At 57.5% G+C, this 18,541-nt stretch carries 16 protein-coding genes and 1 tRNA gene; 8 read left to right on the top strand and 9 right to left on the bottom strand.

Features of this window, described 5'->3' with window-relative positions; translation table 11 throughout:
• Window positions 1-5: 5 nt before the first annotated feature.
• Genes nqrE through ACR0CG_RS10465 form a run of 5 tightly spaced genes read right to left on the bottom strand, consistent with a single transcriptional unit; the run spans window position 6 to window position 4,632 of the window.
• Window positions 6-614: an NADH:ubiquinone reductase (Na(+)-transporting) subunit E gene (gene nqrE, locus ACR0CG_RS10445; RefSeq protein ID WP_480524642.1), complete on the bottom strand. Its 609-nt coding sequence runs from the start codon at window positions 612-614 to the stop codon at window positions 6-8.
• Entirely contained in the window at window positions 614-1,267 is a 654-nt protein-coding gene (locus ACR0CG_RS10450) for an NADH:ubiquinone reductase (Na(+)-transporting) subunit D (protein WP_170614094.1), read from the bottom strand. The genes nqrE and ACR0CG_RS10450 overlap by 1 nt, the downstream gene beginning before the upstream one ends.
• A complete protein-coding gene (locus ACR0CG_RS10455) occupies window positions 1,267-2,082 on the bottom strand; it encodes a Na(+)-translocating NADH-quinone reductase subunit C (RefSeq protein WP_480524644.1) in 816 nt (271 codons plus the stop codon). Before ACR0CG_RS10455 ends, ACR0CG_RS10450 begins: the two co-directional genes overlap by 1 nt.
• The gene (locus ACR0CG_RS10460) at window positions 2,075-3,283 is read right to left on the bottom strand and encodes an NADH:ubiquinone reductase (Na(+)-transporting) subunit B (RefSeq protein WP_480524646.1); all 1,209 of its coding nucleotides are present in this window, start codon (window positions 3,281-3,283) and stop codon (window positions 2,075-2,077) included. The genes ACR0CG_RS10455 and ACR0CG_RS10460 overlap by 8 nt, the downstream gene beginning before the upstream one ends.
• A gap of 5 nt (window positions 3,284-3,288) precedes the next feature.
• Entirely contained in the window at window positions 3,289-4,632 is a 1,344-nt protein-coding gene (locus ACR0CG_RS10465) for a Na(+)-translocating NADH-quinone reductase subunit A (protein ID WP_480524648.1), read from the bottom strand.
• A 299-nt stretch (window positions 4,633-4,931) separates the two neighbouring features.
• Here ACR0CG_RS10465 and ACR0CG_RS10470 point away from each other — a divergent pair, with 299 nt between their 5' ends.
• The 8 genes from ACR0CG_RS10470 to ACR0CG_RS10505 all read left to right on the top strand — a co-directional run bounded on the left by ACR0CG_RS10470 (window position 4,932) and on the right by ACR0CG_RS10505 (window position 10,888).
• A complete protein-coding gene (locus ACR0CG_RS10470) occupies window positions 4,932-6,047 on the top strand; it encodes a THUMP domain-containing class I SAM-dependent RNA methyltransferase (RefSeq protein WP_480524649.1) in 1,116 nt (371 codons plus the stop codon).
• Window positions 6,048-6,178: 131 nt separating this feature from the next.
• Window positions 6,179-6,255 (top strand) — tRNA-Pro (locus ACR0CG_RS10475).
• Between the two features lie 124 nt (window positions 6,256-6,379).
• Window positions 6,380-7,369, top strand: a complete 990-nt coding sequence (locus ACR0CG_RS10480) for a tyrosine-type recombinase/integrase (protein WP_480524651.1) — start codon at window positions 6,380-6,382, stop codon at window positions 7,367-7,369.
• A 206-nt stretch (window positions 7,370-7,575) separates the two neighbouring features.
• Window positions 7,576-7,794: a helix-turn-helix transcriptional regulator gene (locus ACR0CG_RS10485; RefSeq protein WP_480524653.1), complete on the top strand. Its 219-nt coding sequence runs from the start codon at window positions 7,576-7,578 to the stop codon at window positions 7,792-7,794.
• The gene (locus ACR0CG_RS10490) at window positions 7,791-8,306 is read left to right on the top strand and encodes a hypothetical protein (RefSeq protein ID WP_480524655.1); all 516 of its coding nucleotides are present in this window, start codon (window positions 7,791-7,793) and stop codon (window positions 8,304-8,306) included. The genes ACR0CG_RS10485 and ACR0CG_RS10490 overlap by 4 nt, the downstream gene beginning before the upstream one ends.
• A gap of 73 nt (window positions 8,307-8,379) precedes the next feature.
• Window positions 8,380-9,384, top strand: a complete 1,005-nt coding sequence (locus ACR0CG_RS10495; protein ID WP_480524657.1) for a DNA-primase RepB domain-containing protein — start codon at window positions 8,380-8,382, stop codon at window positions 9,382-9,384.
• A gap of 125 nt (window positions 9,385-9,509) precedes the next feature.
• A complete protein-coding gene (locus tag ACR0CG_RS10500; protein ID WP_480524659.1) occupies window positions 9,510-10,457 on the top strand; it encodes an ABC transporter C-terminal domain-containing protein in 948 nt (315 codons plus the stop codon).
• Complete coding sequence (locus ACR0CG_RS10505) at window positions 10,454-10,888, top strand: hypothetical protein (RefSeq protein ID WP_480524660.1); 435 nt, start codon at window positions 10,454-10,456, stop codon at window positions 10,886-10,888. Before ACR0CG_RS10500 ends, ACR0CG_RS10505 begins: the two co-directional genes overlap by 4 nt.
• Before the next feature lie 254 nt (window positions 10,889-11,142).
• On the opposite strand, the gene ACR0CG_RS10510 is transcribed toward ACR0CG_RS10505, so the two are convergent.
• Genes ACR0CG_RS10510 through ACR0CG_RS10525 form a run of 4 tightly spaced genes read right to left on the bottom strand, consistent with a single transcriptional unit; the run spans window position 11,143 to window position 18,492 of the window.
• Window positions 11,143-14,136, bottom strand: a complete 2,994-nt coding sequence (locus tag ACR0CG_RS10510; protein ID WP_480524662.1) for a type I restriction endonuclease subunit R — start codon at window positions 14,134-14,136, stop codon at window positions 11,143-11,145.
• Window positions 14,133-15,188: a restriction endonuclease gene (locus ACR0CG_RS10515; RefSeq protein WP_480524664.1), complete on the bottom strand. Its 1,056-nt coding sequence runs from the start codon at window positions 15,186-15,188 to the stop codon at window positions 14,133-14,135. The genes ACR0CG_RS10510 and ACR0CG_RS10515 overlap by 4 nt, the downstream gene beginning before the upstream one ends.
• A complete protein-coding gene (locus ACR0CG_RS10520) occupies window positions 15,185-16,486 on the bottom strand; it encodes a restriction endonuclease subunit S (protein WP_480524666.1) in 1,302 nt (433 codons plus the stop codon). The genes ACR0CG_RS10515 and ACR0CG_RS10520 overlap by 4 nt, the downstream gene beginning before the upstream one ends.
• Window positions 16,483-18,492, bottom strand: a complete 2,010-nt coding sequence (locus tag ACR0CG_RS10525; RefSeq protein ID WP_480524668.1) for a type I restriction-modification system subunit M — start codon at window positions 18,490-18,492, stop codon at window positions 16,483-16,485. Before ACR0CG_RS10525 ends, ACR0CG_RS10520 begins: the two co-directional genes overlap by 4 nt.
• Window positions 18,493-18,541: the final 49 nt, after the last annotated feature.

Raw genomic sequence — 18,541 nt, forward strand, 5'->3', positions numbered from 1 at the left:
CCTCCTTACAGTTTCACGCCAGAGAAGGACATGAAGGCCATGGCCATCAGTCCCGCGGTGATGAAGGTAATGCCCAACCCCTGCAGACCGTCCGGAATATCCGAATATTTCAGCTTTTCACGAACGCCTGCCATCGCTGTGATCGCTAGCGCCCAACCAAAGCCGGAAGACAGACCATAGGTGGCGGCCTCAGCGAAGTTATAGTCACGCTCGACCATGAACAGCGAGCCACCGAGGATGGCGCAGTTCACTGTAATCAGCGGCAGGAAGATCCCCAGCGCGTTGTAAAGCGGTGGGAAGTACTTATCCAGGATCATCTCGAGGATCTGAACCATCGCCGCAATCACGCCGATGTACGAGATCAGCCCAAGGAAGGTCAGGTCCACATCCGGGAACCCGGCCCAGGCCAAGGCGCCCGGCTTCAACAGATAGCTGAGCAACAGATTGTTTGTCGGCACGGTGATCGTCTGAACGACCATCACCGAAATACCCAGACCCAGCGCGGTCGAAATCTTCTTGGAAACGGCTATGAAAGTACACATGCCGAGAAAGAAACTGAGCGCGAGGTTTTCAACAAAGATGGCCTTTACGGCCAGAGAGATAAGCCCTTCCATCAGTGCGCCTCTACCTGCTGGATTTTGTATTCACGTTCTTCGACCTGGTTCGGCTTCCACGTGCGGAAGGCCCAGATGATCAGACCGATGATAAAGAACGCGGACGGCGGCAGCAGCAGCATGCCGTTGGGCACATACCAGCCGCCATTGTTGACGGTCTCCAGAATGGTGACTCCGAAGAGCGACCCGTTCCCGAACAGTTCGCGGATGAAACCAACCAGCAGCAGGATCAGACCATAGCCCATTCCGTTGCCCATGCCGTCGATGAAGGACGCGACAGGCGGGTTTTTCATAGCGAACGCCTCGGCGCGGCCCATCACGATACAGTTGGTGATGATCAGACCGACGAAGACCGAAAGCGTTTTCGAAATCTCGAAGGCATAGGCCTTGAGAACCTGATCCACCAGGATCACCAGCGAGGCGATGATCACCATCTGGACGATGATCCGGATCGAGCCCGGGATCTGGTTACGCAGGCACGAGATAAAGAAGGACGAGAACGAAGTCACGAACGTCACCGCCAGCGCCATCACGAAGGATACCTGCAGCGAAGAGGTCACCGCCAGCGCCGAACAGATGCCAAGCACCTGCAGGGTAATCGGGTTGTTGTCGACAAGCGGGTCGACCAGCATCTCTTTCTTGGTCTGAGACATCAGAACTCTCCTGCTTGCAGTTTGGCCAGGAACGGAGCGTAGCCCGCATCGCCCATCCAGAATTTCACCAGGTTATCGACGCCAACAGAGGTCAGCGTGGCACCGGCCAGCGCGTCGACATAAAAGTCCGGGCCGGCGGCAGGCTGAGATTTGGCGACGGTGATTTGCAGATCGCCCGCGTCATCACGAAGTTTCTTGCCATTCCACAGCGCTTTCCAACGCGGGTTGTCCACTTCCGCGCCAAGGCCCGGAGTTTCGCCATGCTGATAGAACTGCAGGCCGAAAATATCGTTGCCGTTGTTTTCCAGCGCGATAAAGCCATAGAGCGTGGACCACAGGCCATAGCCGTGCAGCGGCAGGATGACCTTATCCAGTTCACCAGCATCATCCCGCAGCAGGTAGATCACTCTGAACTTGGACTTCCGCCCAATTCCAGCAGGATCGTCATCCAAAGCAATACTCAATTCGGGATCGCTGGCGGCGGCAATGTCATCAAATGTGGTTGGGTCAAACTGGTCATCGACGAATTCGCCGGTGGCCAGTTCCAGAACGTGCGGCTCAAACGCAGCGAAGGCCTCGGTCACGTTGATGCCGGGTTCGTAAACACCAGCGACCTGCAAAACGTTGACTTGCTTGTCCTTCAGCTTGTTCGCTTCCTGTACCGGGCGAAGGCTGACGGCTGCGGCGGAAACGACCATCGAAGCTACCAGACAAACGGCGACAGCAACAAAGATCGTCTTGCCAACCGAGTCCGGCGAGGCCGCCAGGAACCGGGCAATCGCCCCCTTGGGTTCTTGGGGTTGCGTATCAGACATGGCGACGCGCCCTCCGTTTGATGTTGGCCTGAACGACGAAGTAATCGATCAGCGGTGCAAAGACGTTACCGAACAGGATGGCCAGCATCATGCCTTCGGGGAAAGCGGGGTTCACTACGCGGATCAATACAACCATGACACCGATCAGCGCACCGTAGATGTACCGACCCAGATTGGTGTGGCTTGCCGAAACGGGTTCGGTCACCATGAACGCCAGGCCAAAGGCGTATCCGCCCAGCACAACGTGCCAGTACCATGGCATCGCGAACATCGGGTTGGTGTCAGAACCGATCAGGTTCAACAGCCATGTAAACGCGATCGTCCCGGCCAAACAGCCCACGATCAGGCGATAATTGGCTATTTTGGTCATCAGCAGGAAGGCGAGCCCGATGATACAGGCCAACGTCGATGTCTCGCCAAAGCTGCCCTGGATGGTTCCGAAAAACGCGCTGGACCAGGTGATGCCCTCAGCCGCAAGGGCCTGAACGCCTTCAGCTGCTGTTACCCCCAACGCTGTTGCGCCCGAAAAGCCGTCGACTGGCGTCCACACCGCATCGCCCGACATCTGCGCCGGATAGGCGAAGTACAGGAAAGCACGACCTACAAGCGCAGGGTTGAGGAAGTTCTTGCCAGTGCCACCAAACACCTCTTTGCCGATCACGACACCGAAGATGATGCCCAAAGCCACCTGCCACAGGGGTGTAGTTGCCGGCATGATCAGCGTGTAAAGCATTGAAGTGACAAGGAAACCTTCGTTCACCTCGTGGCCGCGCACGGTGGCAAAGATGACCTCGAAGATACCGCCTGCAACAAGCGTGACGATGTAGATCGGCAGGAAGTAAAGCAATCCGTGCATCACGTTGGCAAACAGGCTGGACGGGTCCAGTGAAATGCCAAACATCTGCAACAGGGCGATCCGCCAGCCCGTGGCTGAGTCCGGCCCAAGGGCCGCAATCGCGGAATTGGCCTGATAGCCCGTATTCCACATACCCCACAGGATACAGGGGATCGTCGCGATCACGACATAAGTCATGATCCGCTTCATATCCACGTAAGACCGCGCGTGGGGGGCGACGGAGGTGACTGTTTTCGGAGTGTAGATGAAGCTTTCGACCATCTCGTAGATGGGGAAAAGCTTCTCGTACTTGCCGCCCTTGGTAAAGTTCGGCTCGATCCGGTCAAAGAAGTTGCGCAAACCCATTCGGATCAGCCCTCCTTTTCAATCTTGGTCAGGCAGTCGCGCAGCGCCAGCCCATATTCATATTTCGCCGGACAGGCAAAGCCGACAAGGCCAAGGTCCTCTTCGTCCAGCTCCAGCGCACCCAGCGCCTGTGCGGTGTCAGTATCCATCACCAGCAAAGCACGCAACAATTGGGTCGGCAGGTAATCCTGCGGCATCAACTCTTCGAACGTGCCGGTAGGAACCATGGCCCGGCGACCGCCGTTCAGGTTCGACGTCAGCGCGTACAGCTTTTTGGCAAAGGCCGAGCCCAATACAGGCTGCACCGCGAATTTCGAGGGCATCGGTCGGATCCAGCCCATCGGGATCTGGTCCGCGTCTTCGCGAATGATTGTAATCTGACGCGCAAAGCGGCCCAGATAGGCGGTCGGACCCTCGGCGTGCTGACCGGACAGGATCGACCCGGAAATGATCCGGGCGCTGCCGTCAACATTGACCTCGTCACGGGTCAGATCATCGGTCGATGCGCCCATGACCGTGCGGATCAGGCGCGGTTGACGTGCCCCGGGACCTGACAGCGCAATTACAATATTCGGGTCCAAATGGCCGGTCTGCATCAGACGGCCAATGGCGATCACATCCTGATAGCCGATCGTCCAGACACGCTTGTCCCCTGCCAGCGGCTCGAGGAAATGGATATGCGTTCCGGCCAGGCCTGCGGGGTGCGGTCCGGAAAAACCCGCCGCTTCAACCCCGGGCAATTCGGTGCCGGGCAAGGTGTCACCATCCTTGTGGCACAGATAGGTTTTGCCGTCCGTCAGGTGTGAAATCGCGCCGAGCCCGGCGGCAAAGGCATCACCGGCATCGGCGATGATCAGTGCTGCATCCGCTGCCAGCGGATCACTGTCCATCGCGGTTACGAAGATCGCTGCGGGTCTGGTGCCCGGTTCAGGCATCTTCGAATACGGGCGGGTTCGGAATGCGGTCCAAAGACCTGCGGCGCAAAGCTTTGCCGCAACACCTTTGGCGCTGTCCGTGTTACCCGTGCCCGAGAAATCGATGCCGGTGTCGTTGACATCCGAAACCTCGATCACGACGCTTTGGAGCACGCGCCGGGCGCCGCGATTGATGGCAATGACCTTACCGCTGAGCGGTGCGACCATCATCGCATCAGGCGCATCCTTGTGGCAGAACAGCGGCGCGCCGCGCTGTACTACTTCACCTTCCTGAACCAGCATCTTGGGCTTGAGCCCCACAAAGTCCCTGCCCAGAACGGCAACCGTCGAAAACTCGGGCCCCGGCTGAATCTTCTGTTCGGGCGCCCCCGCTATCGGCAGATCCAACCCTTTTTTAAGTTTGAAAGTTTGCATGTTGCTACGTTCTTCCAAGCCTCTTATTTGCGCCCGCTATCACCGACCTTAATCAGGTTGGCACAGGATAGCGCGGATATTCATACGATTATTGTCGCAAAAGCGCCAGAAACCGGTTGAATTCCGTAAGCATAACTTCGGTCCCGGTCCCTTTACGCGGGGAATACCACAAACGCAAACCTGTTACCGCCTAAATTAAAGTTCTCAGGTCACAATACCGAAACAAACCTGTGTTTTTTGGGAACAAGTCCAAAAAATAGGATATCGCCCTGCCCGTTCTTCCGGTGTAAGCAGCCGATATGAACACTTCCGACGATCTTGACATCTTTTTGGTTGCCACTCCGGGCCTTGAAGCGCCGCTTTGCGCCGAGGCGCTGGAACAAGGATTCGCAGACGCGCGCAAAGTGCCGGGCGGCGTCAGTTGCCGTGGCAACTGGGCCGAGGTATGGCGCGCCAATCTTGTCCTTCGAGGCGCCAATAAAGTTCTGGTGCGGATCGGCAGCTTCCCGGCCATCCACCTGGCGCAGCTCGACAAACGGGCCCGCAAATTTCCCTGGGCTGACGTCCTGCTGCCCGATCTCCCCGTCCGGGTTGAAGCTACCAGCCGAAAGTCACGCATTTATCATGCCGGAGCGGCCCGACAGCGCGTCGAAAGAGCGATCTCGGAAACTCTTGGGGCTCCGATCTCCTCGGACGCGGACATACGTGTGTTGCTGCGGATCGAAAGGGACATTTGCACAATCTCGATCGACAGTTCAGGCGATCCGCTGCACAAGCGCGGCCACAAACCAGCGATTGCAAAGGCCCCCATGCGGGAAACCATGGCGGCCATGTTCCTGCGGGAATGCGGATTTGACGGGACAGAACCCGTTTTGGACCCGATGTGCGGCTCAGGCACTTTTGTCATCGAAGCGGCCGAAGTGGCCTTGGGATTGGCACCGGGGCGGTCGCGGCACTTTGCCTTTGAAAAGCTTGCGACTTTCCGCGCCGACGAATGGGAAAAACTGCGCCAGCCCGCTCCTCCGCACGATTCCGTTCCGACGTTCCACGGATCTGATCGAAACGCTGGGGCGGTCGAGGCCGCATCCTCCAACGCATCACGCGCCGGCGTCACGCAGATTACGCGGTTTCAGCACCGCGCAATCAGCGACATCAAAGCACATGAAGGACCGTCGGGATTGGTCATAGTCAATCCGCCATATGGCGGCAGGATCGGCGATGAAAAGCGGTTGCGGTCCCTTTATGGCAGCATGGGAAAAGTGCTGATGTCACGATTTGCCGGCTGGAGAGTCGGCATTGTAACCAGCAGCCAGTCGCTGGCTCGCGCAACCCGGCTGCCGCTGTTGCCACCGGGTCCCATAGTGGACCATGGCGGAACAAAGATTCGCCTGTATCGCACGGATCCACTGACCTGATGCTATCTGTCCGACAGGTGAATTGTTCAAACGAAGTTTTTTACCGGTTTTTTTCGAGTATTTTTCCGAACGACCAACTTAGAATCCCCCTTGCGCATCCAGTTCACCGGGTATAGATCACCCGCCACGGTCGGAGTGTAGCTCAGCCTGGTAGAGCACTGTCTTCGGGAGGCAGGGGTCGGAGGTTCGAATCCTCTCACTCCGACCAGATCAACTGCTTGATGTGACACGCATCTTCTGCAGTTGCTCCCCTCAGCACGAACTGTCGTGCACTCGTCTGTCACTCTCTCGTCACTCGCAGCTCCGCGTTGCCCACCTAAGGAGCAAGCGAGATGGCAACGATCAGGAAGCGCGGAAGCAAGTGGCAGTGCATCGTCAGACGTGACGGGAGGACGGCAAGCAAGTCGTTCTGCAAGCGAAGTGAGGCATTGAAGTGGGGCAATATAGTTGAGGCGGAAGCGGATGCTGTTGGTGGCATCTTGCCAACGCGTGCGCAGAAGCAAACCGACGCGCTGCAAGCAATGACACTCTCCGACGCACTTCTCCAACTCTCAAGCGACATGCCGAGCGAGCATTGGCGGCTGCACGCCCTGACTCGCAGCAAGATCGCTACGCTACGCGTCGAAGCAATCACTGTGTCTGACCTGTCGAAGTGGCGTGATAGGCGGTTGCGACACGCCAAGCCTTCAACCGTCGTTCGGGAACTCTCTCTTATGCAGACAGCAATCGACCGTGCGGTTGGTGACACTCTCCGCGAGGAGCCAAGACGCAATATAGTTCGACAAGTGAAGCGCCCTCGCGTCGATGACAAGCGTGAACGCAGATTGACGGATGATGAGTGGCAACGGCTTCTACAAGCCGCTGATGAGTGCCGGAACCAATTGATGCAGCCTCTCTTGATACTGGCTAGAGAGACCGCGATGCGGCGTGGCGAACTCCTCTCGATGGAGTGGCGATATGTCGATCTTGATGCTTGCACCGTCCTGCTAAGGAGGACCAAGAACGGACACTCAAGGCTAGTGCCGCTGTCGCCACGTGCGGTTGCCGTTCTTGCCGAGTTACCTCGTGACGACGAACGCGTTCTGCCGATGACGACAAACGCGGTACGGCTGGCGTGGCAACGGTTGCGCTTGCGTGCTGACGTTGACGACATCCGACTGCATGATCTGCGTGCGCAAGCAGCAACTGACAAACTGCTCGACGGTTGGTCGGTAGCTGAAGTGCAAGTGTTGACCGGTCATCGTGATGCAGGCGTGCTGCTTGAGCGATATGCACGACTACGCGCGACGGACGTAGTGAAGCGGATGCATGCAGCCGAGTGACTGTACAGACATGCAGATGCACACCATGTTGTGCATTGTGGTCCAGCACAACTCATTCAGCACAACATATTGTGCAATATTGCTTGACCCAATGCGCCCAGTTTGCCAAGCTGATCTCAGGGAGCCATGGGCCCCTGGTATCATGCGAAGTCGGACCAAGACGGCATCAGCTGTGGCCGCGTCATCCAAGCAGGAGGCGCGGTATCGTGTCGACATCAACAAATAGTGCCGCTTGGCTAACGACGGCCCAAGCTGCGGCGAGGATCGGTATCGCACGAGGCTCACTGGGTCGCCTCGTACGCCAAGGGCGTGGTCCAAGGGTACACAAGATCAGCGACCGAACATGGCGGTTCAGGCTCAATGACGTCGAGGCTTGGATCAGTAATCGGGCATGTGAGCCGTCCGATCTTGAGGTGGGCCAATGAACCCGCTCGCAGCTCGCTTGGCTACGTTCGAAGCCCATCCTGAAGATCGAGTGTTGCTCGACAAAATTGTCGCGCGCTACTCGCACTCCGATGCCCGCGGCTGTCTGTTCGTCAGCGGTGGCAATCACAGCAACGACAGGCCGCAGATTGGTGTGAACTACAGCAAGATGCGGGTCGCTCGCTTCCTCGTCGCCGTGCGAGATGAACTCGACATGAGCGACCAGTGGGACACGCGACATACTTGCAACATTCGAGCGTGCGTGAACCCAGACCACCTCTTGTCGGGCAGCAGGCAAGACAACGCGCTTGACCGATACGAGCAGGGAACCGCTCCGATTGGCGAACGCGCTCCCAACGCCCGATTGACCGACAATGACGTGCGAGAGGTGCATCGACTGGCGGGCGTCATGACGCAGGCACGCATCGCTGATCAGTTCCGAGTCAGCGCAACGACCATCAGCAACATCCTGAACGGCGTCACTTGGCGGCACGTGTACGACGAGATTACATGATGAAACCGTGGGCACAGAAGAAGCCGCCCCTTGGGGATTGGGTGCAGGCGCGTTCACTGTTGGTAGTAGTCTGATGGCCCGACACCACTCCTATCTACTCGACCAATTGTTCAAGGCGCTACCGGCTGAAGCATGGCGCATCCGGGTTGTCAGTCGGTGGACAGAAGAACAGACCGACAAGCGCGGTCGAAGAACAGGCATCACAAATCGAAGCCGATGCCACTTCGACGAGACCGTCTCTCCGCACGATCTCCTACACAAGATGGTGGCGAACACGCATCCACAGGGCAAGCGTGCCAGGCGGTCACTTCTCTCAACCATAACCGAGCAGTCTCGCTATGGCCGGGAAGTATTAATGTTGCCGGTTGGCGCGCTGTCCCACGTTCTTCTGGACTTGGATGACACACCGCTGGACGAGGCATTGAACCGCCTCGCCTTCGACGGCGTTCGGCCCGCCGTGGTACACGAGACTTCACCCGGTCGACACCACCTCGTCTTCACGCTGCCCGGTCGTAGTCATCCTCCCGAAGTTCACAAGGCGGCGGCTCGTTGGTTGGCTGATCGGGTCGAAGGTGACCGGAACAGCGCGCATATTGGTGCAAGCCTGCATATGCCCGCGACCACTTGCTCGAAGCCGTGTAGGTTCCCTTCGCCGCCGCCGTTGGTGATCCAGCGCCGAGCCAAGTTCACAGCTTGTAGAGCGTTGCTCGAACTCGCTACGAGCGCTGTCGGCAAGTCCGAAGCTGCACCTACCATCCAACGAACGGGATTGAAGTTAGAGAGCGGCATCACAGCCGATCAAGTGCCGCAAGCCGTCCGCATGCTGCACTCTGAGTTGATGGATGAGCACGCTGAAGATCGCTCCGTCGCTGACTTCGCGTTCTGTTGCACGTTGCTGCGAGCGCGCGAGCCCAGAACGGCAGTAGAAGCGTTGCTAGGCGCGCTTAGCGACAAGGCTTCAGGGCGACCGGGATACGTGCTTGCCACGGTCGATGCAGCCTGTCAGGCAGTAGGTCAGTTGGAGCCTAGGGTCGCTGAGCCGCATGCGCAGCCCGGCCCCAGGGACTTGGCCCAATGAAGAAGCGGTCACTAGGTTCATATCGGGCAGACCCCGAGGGGGTGGCTACTTCACGTAGCTACTCTTGTCCTACGTCAAGTAACCACCCCTTACATCTGATAGGTGAACCCGGCTGGCTGGACCACGTGGCGAGCCTGAACCAACGGATCGGCGTATTGACCTTCGAGCCGTCCGTCAGCTTCGACGGCAACGGCAACCCGAACATCACGGAGGACCATGGAGCGCCGCGATTCCACCCCGTGATGCTGTCCGAGTTCGCAGTCAACATGGTGCTAATGCAGACGACCGACGCGGCCACTGCGGCGATGCTTGGGATGGTGAAGCTATTGTCGTTCGCAGGCCGACGGGACCGAGCGCACGGCGTTACCGTGGAAGATGGGCAGAAGGTGGTGAACGCCGAGCACGTCCGCACTGATCTGGACCACGGACGCAACCACGTCACGCTGGTGCCGACACGCAGCGTTGCGCCGCCTGACTTCTCGCTCGGCAGGTTGGTGGATGCGATGAACCCTCACAGGCCAACGATGGAACAGTTGATGCAGCACGGCGCGTTGAACGGCTGGCCCGACGATGCGCAGCGGCTGTTCGATACGCTCTGCGGCCGACCAGAGTGGACGCATGAGCAGGCAGCGGCTGGCTTGGCGCAGTTGTTGCAGCTTGGCCTTGTCGTGTTGCCCGAAGATGACGTGCCAGTGGTGCACCCGGCCCATCTCGGTCAGATGCCAGCGGGGATGGTGAGCAGTGCGGCGATGACGATGGACGCACACCGCGAGCGAGGCAGTCTGTTGAACGATGACGGCACAGTCGACGGCACGCGCATCGCCAACGCATCTGAACCCGGCACGACACAGGGCAGCAAGCGGAAGAAGGCACGGCGCTTGTCGAAGAACCAGAGGCTGCAACGGCGCATCGACCAACGTGACGAGCAGATCGCACAGAAGGACGCGCGAATCGCTGAGTTGGAGTTGCTGCTTGGTGAGTTCGCACGCGACGACGCCAGACGGTTCAGCGAAGTGGAAGCCGAACACGAGCACACTAGGGCAACACAGACAAGGAAGAAGACGCGGCAATGACCAAGAGCAGCACAGCACGCACCGAACGCAAGAAGCAAGCCGACCGCAATCTCGACGGAGTGATCCGTCTCTCGGATGCAGCAGCGTTGCGCGCGTTCTCAGCCCTCAGCGACGATGCCACGTTGTTCCTGAACGGGATGCTGAAGGTAACGACGCAAACTGGCAAGCCCGATGCTTGCTTGGCTGAGGCGTGGGCGCACACGCGGCTGTCGAGGAAGCAGGCAGTCGATGCGATCAACGAGTTGAAGGCATGCGGCTTGCTGCGACACGGCGACAACGGCGTCGTGATCTTGCACCGCGTGTTCAGTAGCCTTGCCCACTCTTTCCACCGCATCGCCAGCACCGAGACGTTGTTGGATCAGACAGCGAACGTGGTCAGGCTCGGTCGGGCACGCGTGGAAGCCGAACAAACAGCGCATTGTGGGTCATAGCATCTTGGCACTCTGACGATGGCTATAGACAACGAACCAGACTGGCGACCAATCCCGCCGAAGGCGCGCACCTCTTCTTGTGCATGCGTTGTCTCACGCATAGCGCGCACTGAGGGACAGCATTGCAGCAGTCACAGTTGTCACGTGTGCATGTCTAACCTTGCTTGTTTGACTATGTACACGCCCAGATAACTGCAGCTGAACGCTGAACAAGCCTCGTTTGGAAGTGGTCCATTAGACGTAACGCTAGAGCATTACGCCGCGTCGGTATCACGAGCCTCGCGCATAGCACGGTTGAAGAAGTGCCTGATTGCCTTCTCCCGCGCCTCTTGATCCGTCATGATAACGTTGCGCATCTCGGTCTCTCGTTGGAACATGCGAACAGCACTGGCGAAGAACGCCTGCGAGTAGGCGTTGAACACAACGTCGGGCGGGTTATTGCGCAACATCTCCGTTAGATCATCGTCCATAATGTCTCGGTTAACCTGCTCAAACCGGATCATGTCGGCTTCAGTGAACTCGGTGCCGTGCCGGTCGTTGAACGCCTTAACGATCTCAGACAGCTCCTTCTGTTCGTCTTCCGTGTACGGCTTGGCACCGAACTCTTCGATCGCCTTCAACGCTTCATGATCACCCGGCGACAACGACGCATCGCCACGTTCCTTCTCCTCGATCTTGAACTTCTGCAATGAGAGCATGTCGTCAGTGATCTCGATCTCGGGCGGAACCTGTCGATCTGGCAGCATGCGGAGCAGCCATGACAGGTACGCGTGCAGCTTCTCCAAGTCAGTGTCGCCGAGGCCGATAACTTGAGCGATGAACGTGTAGAAGCGCAGATAACTGCGGCACAGTTGTCTGAACTCTTCCTGCCGTCCCTCATCGTCATCGACCTCGAAGCGATCAACCGCTTGCTTGACCAAGCCTTGCAAGGTTGCGCGATCCGTGCCTGACAACTCGCCCCGGAAGAACGTTGTCGCGAACCGTTCGATCTCGTGCTTGTCGAGGTAGCCGAACGTCATCAGTCGGCCTTCGAGTTCGTAGACTTGGTTCGGGTCAGTCATGGCTTCCAGTGACGTGACCTCGTAGTACGGCCTGAACGCCGTCTGGATGTCTTCAATTGTGTTCTGGAAGTCGAGCACGAACGTCTTCTTGTGCGGTCTAATGCGGTTCAACCGTGATAACGTCTGCACCGCTTGCAACCCGGCCAACTTCTTGTCGACATACATCGCGCAGAGCTTGGGTTGGTCAAACCCGGTCTGATACTTCTCAGCGACAATGAGGATTTGATACTGCTCAGGGTACAGTGTGCCGTCCTTCTTCACACCGTTGAACCGACCTGGCAGCTCGCTCTCTGCGAAGCCTGTCAGATCAGGCTCGGTGTAGCGCACACCATCGACCTCGAGTTCGCCGGAGAACGCAACGAGCGCGCGAAGATCATCGTATCCCTGATCCGCGATATACTGCTTCACACCGAGGTAGTACCGCACAGCGTGCTCGCGGCTCTGTGTAACGATCATCGCCTTCGCCTGTCCGTCCAACTCGTCCATCACATGTCGGCGGAAGTGTTCGACAATGACTTCGACCTTCTGGCCTATGGCGGTTGGGTGCAGAGAAGCATACCGCGCAACCTTGCGCTGCCCCTTGCGGCTGCTCAGCGCCGGGTCATCATCAATGGCCTTCTCGAGTTCGTAGTAGGCCTTGTAGGTCATGTAGTTCTGCAGCACGTCGAGGATGAACCCTTCCTCGATTGCTTGCCGCATTGAGTACGTGTGGAACGGATGCGGCAAGCCGTCCGGACCGACGATACCGAAGCGCTGCATCGTTGTGTTCTTCGGCGTCGCAGTGAACGCGAAGAAGCTGATATTGGATTGTGGTCCTCGGCTCTGCTGATACGCAGCGATGATATCCTCGACGTCATCGCTGCTCTCGGCCTCTCGTATGAGCGCCTGTGCCATTGCTTGCGCCGCCTTGCCAGATTGACTGCTATGCGCCTCGTCGATGATCACGGCAAACTTGCGTTGGCCCTGTCCGGTAATCGCCTCGAGGTGCTCGGTTGAGAACTTCTGGATCGTCGTAACGATTATCCTCGCACCCTTCTCAATTGCTTCCTTCAGTTGACGTGAAGTGCCGTCAATCTTCTTCACGACACCAGCAACTTGTTCGAACTGGGCGACGTTAGCCTGAAGTTGCCTGTCTAGAACGATGCGGTCGGTCACGATGATCGCCGCATTGAACACCGCATTGTCTGCCTCATCGTGCAAGTTGATCGCTTGATGCGCTAACCAGCCGATCGTGTTCGATTTGCCGGACCCTGCAGAGTGTTGGATCAGGTAGTTGTTACCTGTGCCGTTCGCGCCTGCGTGAGCAATGCAACTTCGAACTGCGGAGAGTTGCTGGAAGCGCGGGAAGATCATCACATCCTGCTTCCCGTCACGCTCGAGATGCATGAAGCGTCCGATGATGTCGAGCAGGACTTCGCGTGAGAAGATCGCCTTGCCCCAGTCCCCGGACTTGTACAGGTACGCAACGCGGAACTCACCATCGACATCCGGGTTGCCTGCGCCGCCGTTCCGCCCGCGATTGAAGGGCAGGAACCTTGTTTTGCCGTTTGCCAACCGGGTCGTCATCGACACATTGTCTTCGTCGAAGGCGAAGTGAACGAGTGAACCTCGCTTGAACGTCAGGAGCGGTTCACCCGCTGGCGACCTGTCTGTCTTGTACTGCTTCTCAGCGTGCTTGAACGTGGTACCTGTCAGCGTGTTCTTGGCTTCAAGCGTTGCGATTGGCAGGCCGTTGACGAAGAGCACGATGTCAATGCGATTGCCGTGCTTCTCGCTGTACTCAACCTCCTTGATCACACTGAGGATATTAGCCTCGTACTCAGCGACCCGTTGTGGTGATAGCGCGCTCGCGGGACGGAAGAAGCAGAGCGAGAACTTGATGCCAGGAACAATCTTGATGCCGTTCCGCAAGACATCCAGTGCACCGCGTGCCTTCAGTTCCTTATCAAGCTGTTTGAACAGCGTCTCTTCCGCAGATGTCGAGTATTGCGCGACCAGCTTGTCCCACTCATCGCTTTGCGTCGCTCGGAGGAACTGGACAAGGAGTTCGGTGTCCATCGCGCGCTTGCGGTCGTAGTCGGCCAGCGGATCGCGTTCTACATAACCTTCGCCGCTGACTAACTCATCAATCAGGTGCTGCTGAACGACGAACTCTCTGTGTGACGCTTGTGCTGAGTGAGTCGTCATACGGCGTCCTCTTCGTCTTCTGGCACCAACGTCCAGATGCGCTTGAGTGGCAACGCTGCACGGATGTCCTCTGGCAAGTCATCATAGACACTCAACAAGGCGTCGATGAGTTCGTCGCGCCCCCAGAACCGAACACGGAAGTATTGCCGGTTCGTCTCCTTGCGCACAGTGTGCTTGAAGCCCGACCAGCTCACGATCAGCCCATGATCTGCGCTTGCATCTTGGATGAGACCGTTGAGGCTCTGCAATGTCGGGTGATCAACGACGATGTTGCCCGACTTGACTTGCACAACGAGGCGCGGTGCATCGAACCCGAGCGCGCCACGTCCCGCAACGATGTCGTAGCCGCCGTCTGGGCCGGGTGGTGACACGTGGGTTACGTACCCTTGTGCTTCAAGGATCGCAGCGACAAGGGCTGTGAGTTCATGTCCAGTGAAGATGCTGGATATCCGTGCCTCAATCTGATTGCGCGCAATCTCAGACAGATCGACGGCTTGTGTACTTGCTTCTCCGCCGTTCTCGTCCGCTGGTGTTGTAGGCACGGGCAAGTCCGGCGTAGCGCCAAACCCAGGGTCCGTGCCTCCGTTGGCTACGTTCAGCACACGATTCAACGCGTCGTTGCGGCTGACTTCACAAACCGTCTGGATCGCACCGAAGCTGTAGAGAAGGTCTTGTTTGAACGTGTCACGCGGCACATCAGTACGAAGCCACTTGACAGGCCGCATTGGACCGGTGGTCGAACCGTCCTGCACATACGGCCCGGTGACCTCGGCGATTGCGATGCCGCCTTGCTTCTTGAGTGGCGACACGACGATGTCACCAACTTGTATCCGATTGACAAACTGGTTCACTTGCGCTGCGTAGTTGCGCTGTGTGCCCGTCTTCGCGTTCGGGTGCACAGACACAATATGCTCAAGTATGGCGTCGCGATCCTTGGCTGCGGACAGGTCGCTAGTGAGGCCAAACCCAATACCAAGCATGTTGTTCTCAAGGGCAGCGTCCTCGCGCTCACCATGTCGGCCGAGGCGCACAAGCCAGAGGCGCTTGGTCATGTGGACATCTCCACTTCAATTTGGTCGAGGCGACGGTCTGTACTGCCTTGTTTGCTCCAAGTCGTTACATCGATCTGACCTGTGACAGCGGAGGTGATGAGCGCCGAGCGGAGCTCTAGCAAGAGCGTTCTCGCAGCTTCGTTCTTGTGAAGAAGCTTCTCCTCGGTCGAGACACGTGCTGCCAGTTCCGACAGCATGTCTTGCTGAGTGTCACGAGGCGGTATCGGCAATAACGTGTCGAGGAACGCGTCCGGGTACAGTCGAAGTCGCGACGAGTGGATCCCCTTGCTTCTGCGTGTGGCTTCTGCAACGAACGGCTTGGACCTCAATAGTAGGTCTACGTATTCGGGAAGCAGCTTGTCGGAAGTTGGGAAGTAGATGCCGTATGAAGGGCTAATGATACCATCATTAGAACTAACGCCCATTGCTCCCATCCACGCCCACATTGTGTTGATCACTATGTCACCGGGCCGGACGATCTTGTAACCCTCGTTACTCTCAGCAAGGAACATATAGACGTCCTTCTGAGAGCGAGGCGTGACACCCGTTATGTGCGACACTGTCAGCAGTTCTTCTTCGCCTGTGACACTCCGTTCTTGGCGTTCTCTGAAGTGGAACTTCGCACGCTCAGCTAACCAATCGTCCGGTAATCTGGCGAGCCAATCGCCGTCCCCTTCTGAGCCAGCATCCCCGACAACAGCTCGTGCTATCCGGGCTTCTCGTCTCTGCATCACTAGCGCCGCGAACTGGTCACGCTTCTCAATCAACTGATCGATGCGTGCGGTCTCGCGATCGAGGAAGTCGGCGATGGTCTTCTGAGTGTCGAGGTTTGGATGAATAAGTGGGATGTGCTCAAACTGCGTTTGATTGAACGAGTAGCGCATACCGAAGCTCAGCTTCGCGAAGAAGTCGAAGCCATGCTTCAAGCCCCAGAAGTAATACTCCAAGAACCTTGGGTCGATGTGCTCCGCAACGTCGAACACTATATACAGGTTACTGATACACCCCTCCTGTTCACCTACGCCACACAGTATCGGCGTGGCATCGAAGTCTCGGGGAGTGAACACAAACTGACCCTGTCTGACCATTTGATGACCAATGTAGTTCTCTGTCGACTTCCCGAAGGCTAGGTCGGTCTTCACCTTGAGACCTGACTTGGTCAACGACAACACAGTCGGATTGGGGTCGGAGTTCTTCTCAGTTTGATACCGCGCAACTGCTGACTTCATCCGGCGCTGCACCCAATCATCCGGAACTTGATCGAAGCGGGAGCGATGGTTGTCGACGACCTCAATCACGCCGCGACCTCCTTCAACAATCCAGCAATCTCTGCTTCGAGCGCCTTCAGTTCTGCATCGATCGCTTCGAGTGGACGCTGTGGCACGTACTTGTAGAAGTACCGGTTGAAGTTGATCTCGTAGCCGACACGCCCAACCTCACCGTCGCTTGCGTCGACATGTGTCTCATCCACCCAGGCGTCGGGTACAAATGGAGTGACTTCGCGTGCGATGTAGTCCCGCCAGTCCTCGCTGAGCGGTACGAGTTCGTTGTCACGCAGGTCACTGTCGGCTTCTGAGTTGTCCTTCTTGTCGGTGCAGATGTCCGCTTCTTCATCGCGTTCTGAGAGCGCAGATAGGATCGCCTTCTTCACCGGCGCACTGATCTTGATGCCAGCTGACCTGAACGTCTGAGTCAGGCCAGCGTCGAACCGCGTTCGGTTTGTGATTAGGTCATCGGGCATACCGCGCAATACGGCTTCAATCGCGTCGCGCTCGTGCTGATCGAGCTTCATGAACACCTTCTGGTCCACAAGGCGTGCAAGGCGTTCGTCCGAAGCTTGGAAGTTCAGCTTCAATGGACGTTCGACGCGCACTTCGCGGTATCCGAAGTCCGTGGCATCAAACACCTTCGACACTTCCTCGTCCGCCTCAGTGAACGCAGAGTAGATACGCACGATCTCGTGACGCGCCTCTTCAGGTATCTCACGTCGCTTCAAGCCGAGTGACTTGCGCATCGACTTCCAGAACGCTTCGCCGCTGGCATCAATTAGCTGCACCTTGCCCTGACGTGCGGAAGGCTTGCGGTTCGTCAGAAGCCACACGTAGGTCTGGATGCCGGTGTTGTAGAAGAGGTCCGTTGGAAGTGCGACGATAGCCTCGACCCAATCGTTCTCAAGCATCCAGCGACGTATCTCGCTCTCACCTGAACCAGCGCCACCGGTGAAGAGAGGCGACCCGTTCATGACAATGCCGATGCGCGATCCGGCTTCGTCGTCCCGCATCTTGCTTATCATGTGTTGCAGGAACAGCAACTGACCGTCAGATACGCGCGGCAGTCCTGCACCGAACCGACCTTCGTGGCCCTGTTCCGCGTGTTCGTCCTTAATCGCGTCCTGATACTTCTTCCAATCGACACCATAGGGTGGATTACTAAGCATGTAGTGGAAGCGCTTCGATCTGTGTGCGTCTTGTGTCAGCGTGTTGCCGAACGCGATCTGTTCAGGATCATGTCCTGTGACAAGCATGTCAGACTTGCAGATGCCATAACTCTCGCCATTGAGTTCCTGCCCGAAGAGTTCGACACGGATCGAAGGATTGAACTCCTTCAACGCTTCCTCGGTCAGTGCCAGCATACCACCAGTACCGCACGCCGGGTCATACACTTGTCTGATGATGCCTCGCCCGGTCAGCTTAGTGTCGTCGTTTGCAATCATCAAATCGACGATGAGGCGGATAACCTCACGAGGTGTGAAGTGCTCACCCGCTGTCTCGTTACTGATCTCGGAGAAGCGACGGATGAGTTCCTCAAACAGATATCCCATCTCGATGTTGGACACTGTGCTGGGGTGCAGGTCGATCTCCGTGAAGCGCTCGAAGACGTTCCAGAGGATGCCGCCGTCGTTCAGCCGCTTCAGCTGGTCGGTGAAGAGGAACTTGTCTAGGAAGATGTCTCGGACGTTCGCAGAGAACTTGGTGATGTAATCAATCAAGTTCGCGTGGAGCTGACCCGGATCTTGGCCCTTCAGCGTCTCGAAGGTGAAGCGTGACAGGTTGTACACCTTCACGTCGCCGCCAACCGACCCGAACAGTACCATGTCGCGGGTTGCATCATCGACGCCTTCGGGCAGGCCCGCCTCGGCATCGAGTACTGCTTGCTTGCTGTCCGCGAGGATGCAGTCGAGGCGTCGCAAGACCACGAACGGAAGCACGACCTTGCCGTACTCTGACTGCTTGAAGTCACCGCGAAGTATCTCTGCGATTGACCATACGAACGAACTGAGACTGCTCACCTTGGGATCGGCCATCGATCCTCCTTACTATCATGTATTGTTGTGCTGCGTCTGCGCGAACACC

This window comes from Ruegeria sp. AB8 (assembly GCF_056542605.1).

Excerpts from the sequence above, each read along its gene's own strand:
- nqrE (WP_480524642.1), bottom strand. The coding sequence starts at position 614 with ATGGAAGGGCTTATCTCTCTGGCCGTAAAGGCCATCTTTGTTGAAAAC.
- ACR0CG_RS10450 (WP_170614094.1), bottom strand. The coding sequence starts at position 1,267 with ATGTCTCAGACCAAGAAAGAGATGCTGGTCGACCCGCTTGTCGACAAC.
- ACR0CG_RS10455 (WP_480524644.1), bottom strand. The coding sequence starts at position 2,082 with ATGTCTGATACGCAACCCCAAGAACCCAAGGGGGCGATTGCCCGGTTC.
- ACR0CG_RS10460 (WP_480524646.1), bottom strand. The coding sequence starts at position 3,283 with ATGGGTTTGCGCAACTTCTTTGACCGGATCGAGCCGAACTTTACCAAG.
- ACR0CG_RS10465 (WP_480524648.1), bottom strand. The coding sequence starts at position 4,632 with ATGCAAACTTTCAAACTTAAAAAAGGGTTGGATCTGCCGATAGCGGGG.
- ACR0CG_RS10470 (WP_480524649.1), top strand. The coding sequence starts at position 4,932 with ATGAACACTTCCGACGATCTTGACATCTTTTTGGTTGCCACTCCGGGC.
- ACR0CG_RS10480 (WP_480524651.1), top strand. The coding sequence starts at position 6,380 with ATGGCAACGATCAGGAAGCGCGGAAGCAAGTGGCAGTGCATCGTCAGA.
- ACR0CG_RS10490 (WP_480524655.1), top strand. The coding sequence starts at position 7,791 with ATGAACCCGCTCGCAGCTCGCTTGGCTACGTTCGAAGCCCATCCTGAA.
- ACR0CG_RS10495 (WP_480524657.1), top strand. The coding sequence starts at position 8,380 with ATGGCCCGACACCACTCCTATCTACTCGACCAATTGTTCAAGGCGCTA.
- ACR0CG_RS10505 (WP_480524660.1), top strand. The coding sequence starts at position 10,454 with ATGACCAAGAGCAGCACAGCACGCACCGAACGCAAGAAGCAAGCCGAC.
- ACR0CG_RS10510 (WP_480524662.1), bottom strand. The coding sequence starts at position 14,136 with ATGACGACTCACTCAGCACAAGCGTCACACAGAGAGTTCGTCGTTCAG.
- ACR0CG_RS10515 (WP_480524664.1), bottom strand. The coding sequence starts at position 15,188 with ATGACCAAGCGCCTCTGGCTTGTGCGCCTCGGCCGACATGGTGAGCGC.
- ACR0CG_RS10525 (WP_480524668.1), bottom strand. The coding sequence starts at position 18,492 with ATGGCCGATCCCAAGGTGAGCAGTCTCAGTTCGTTCGTATGGTCAATC.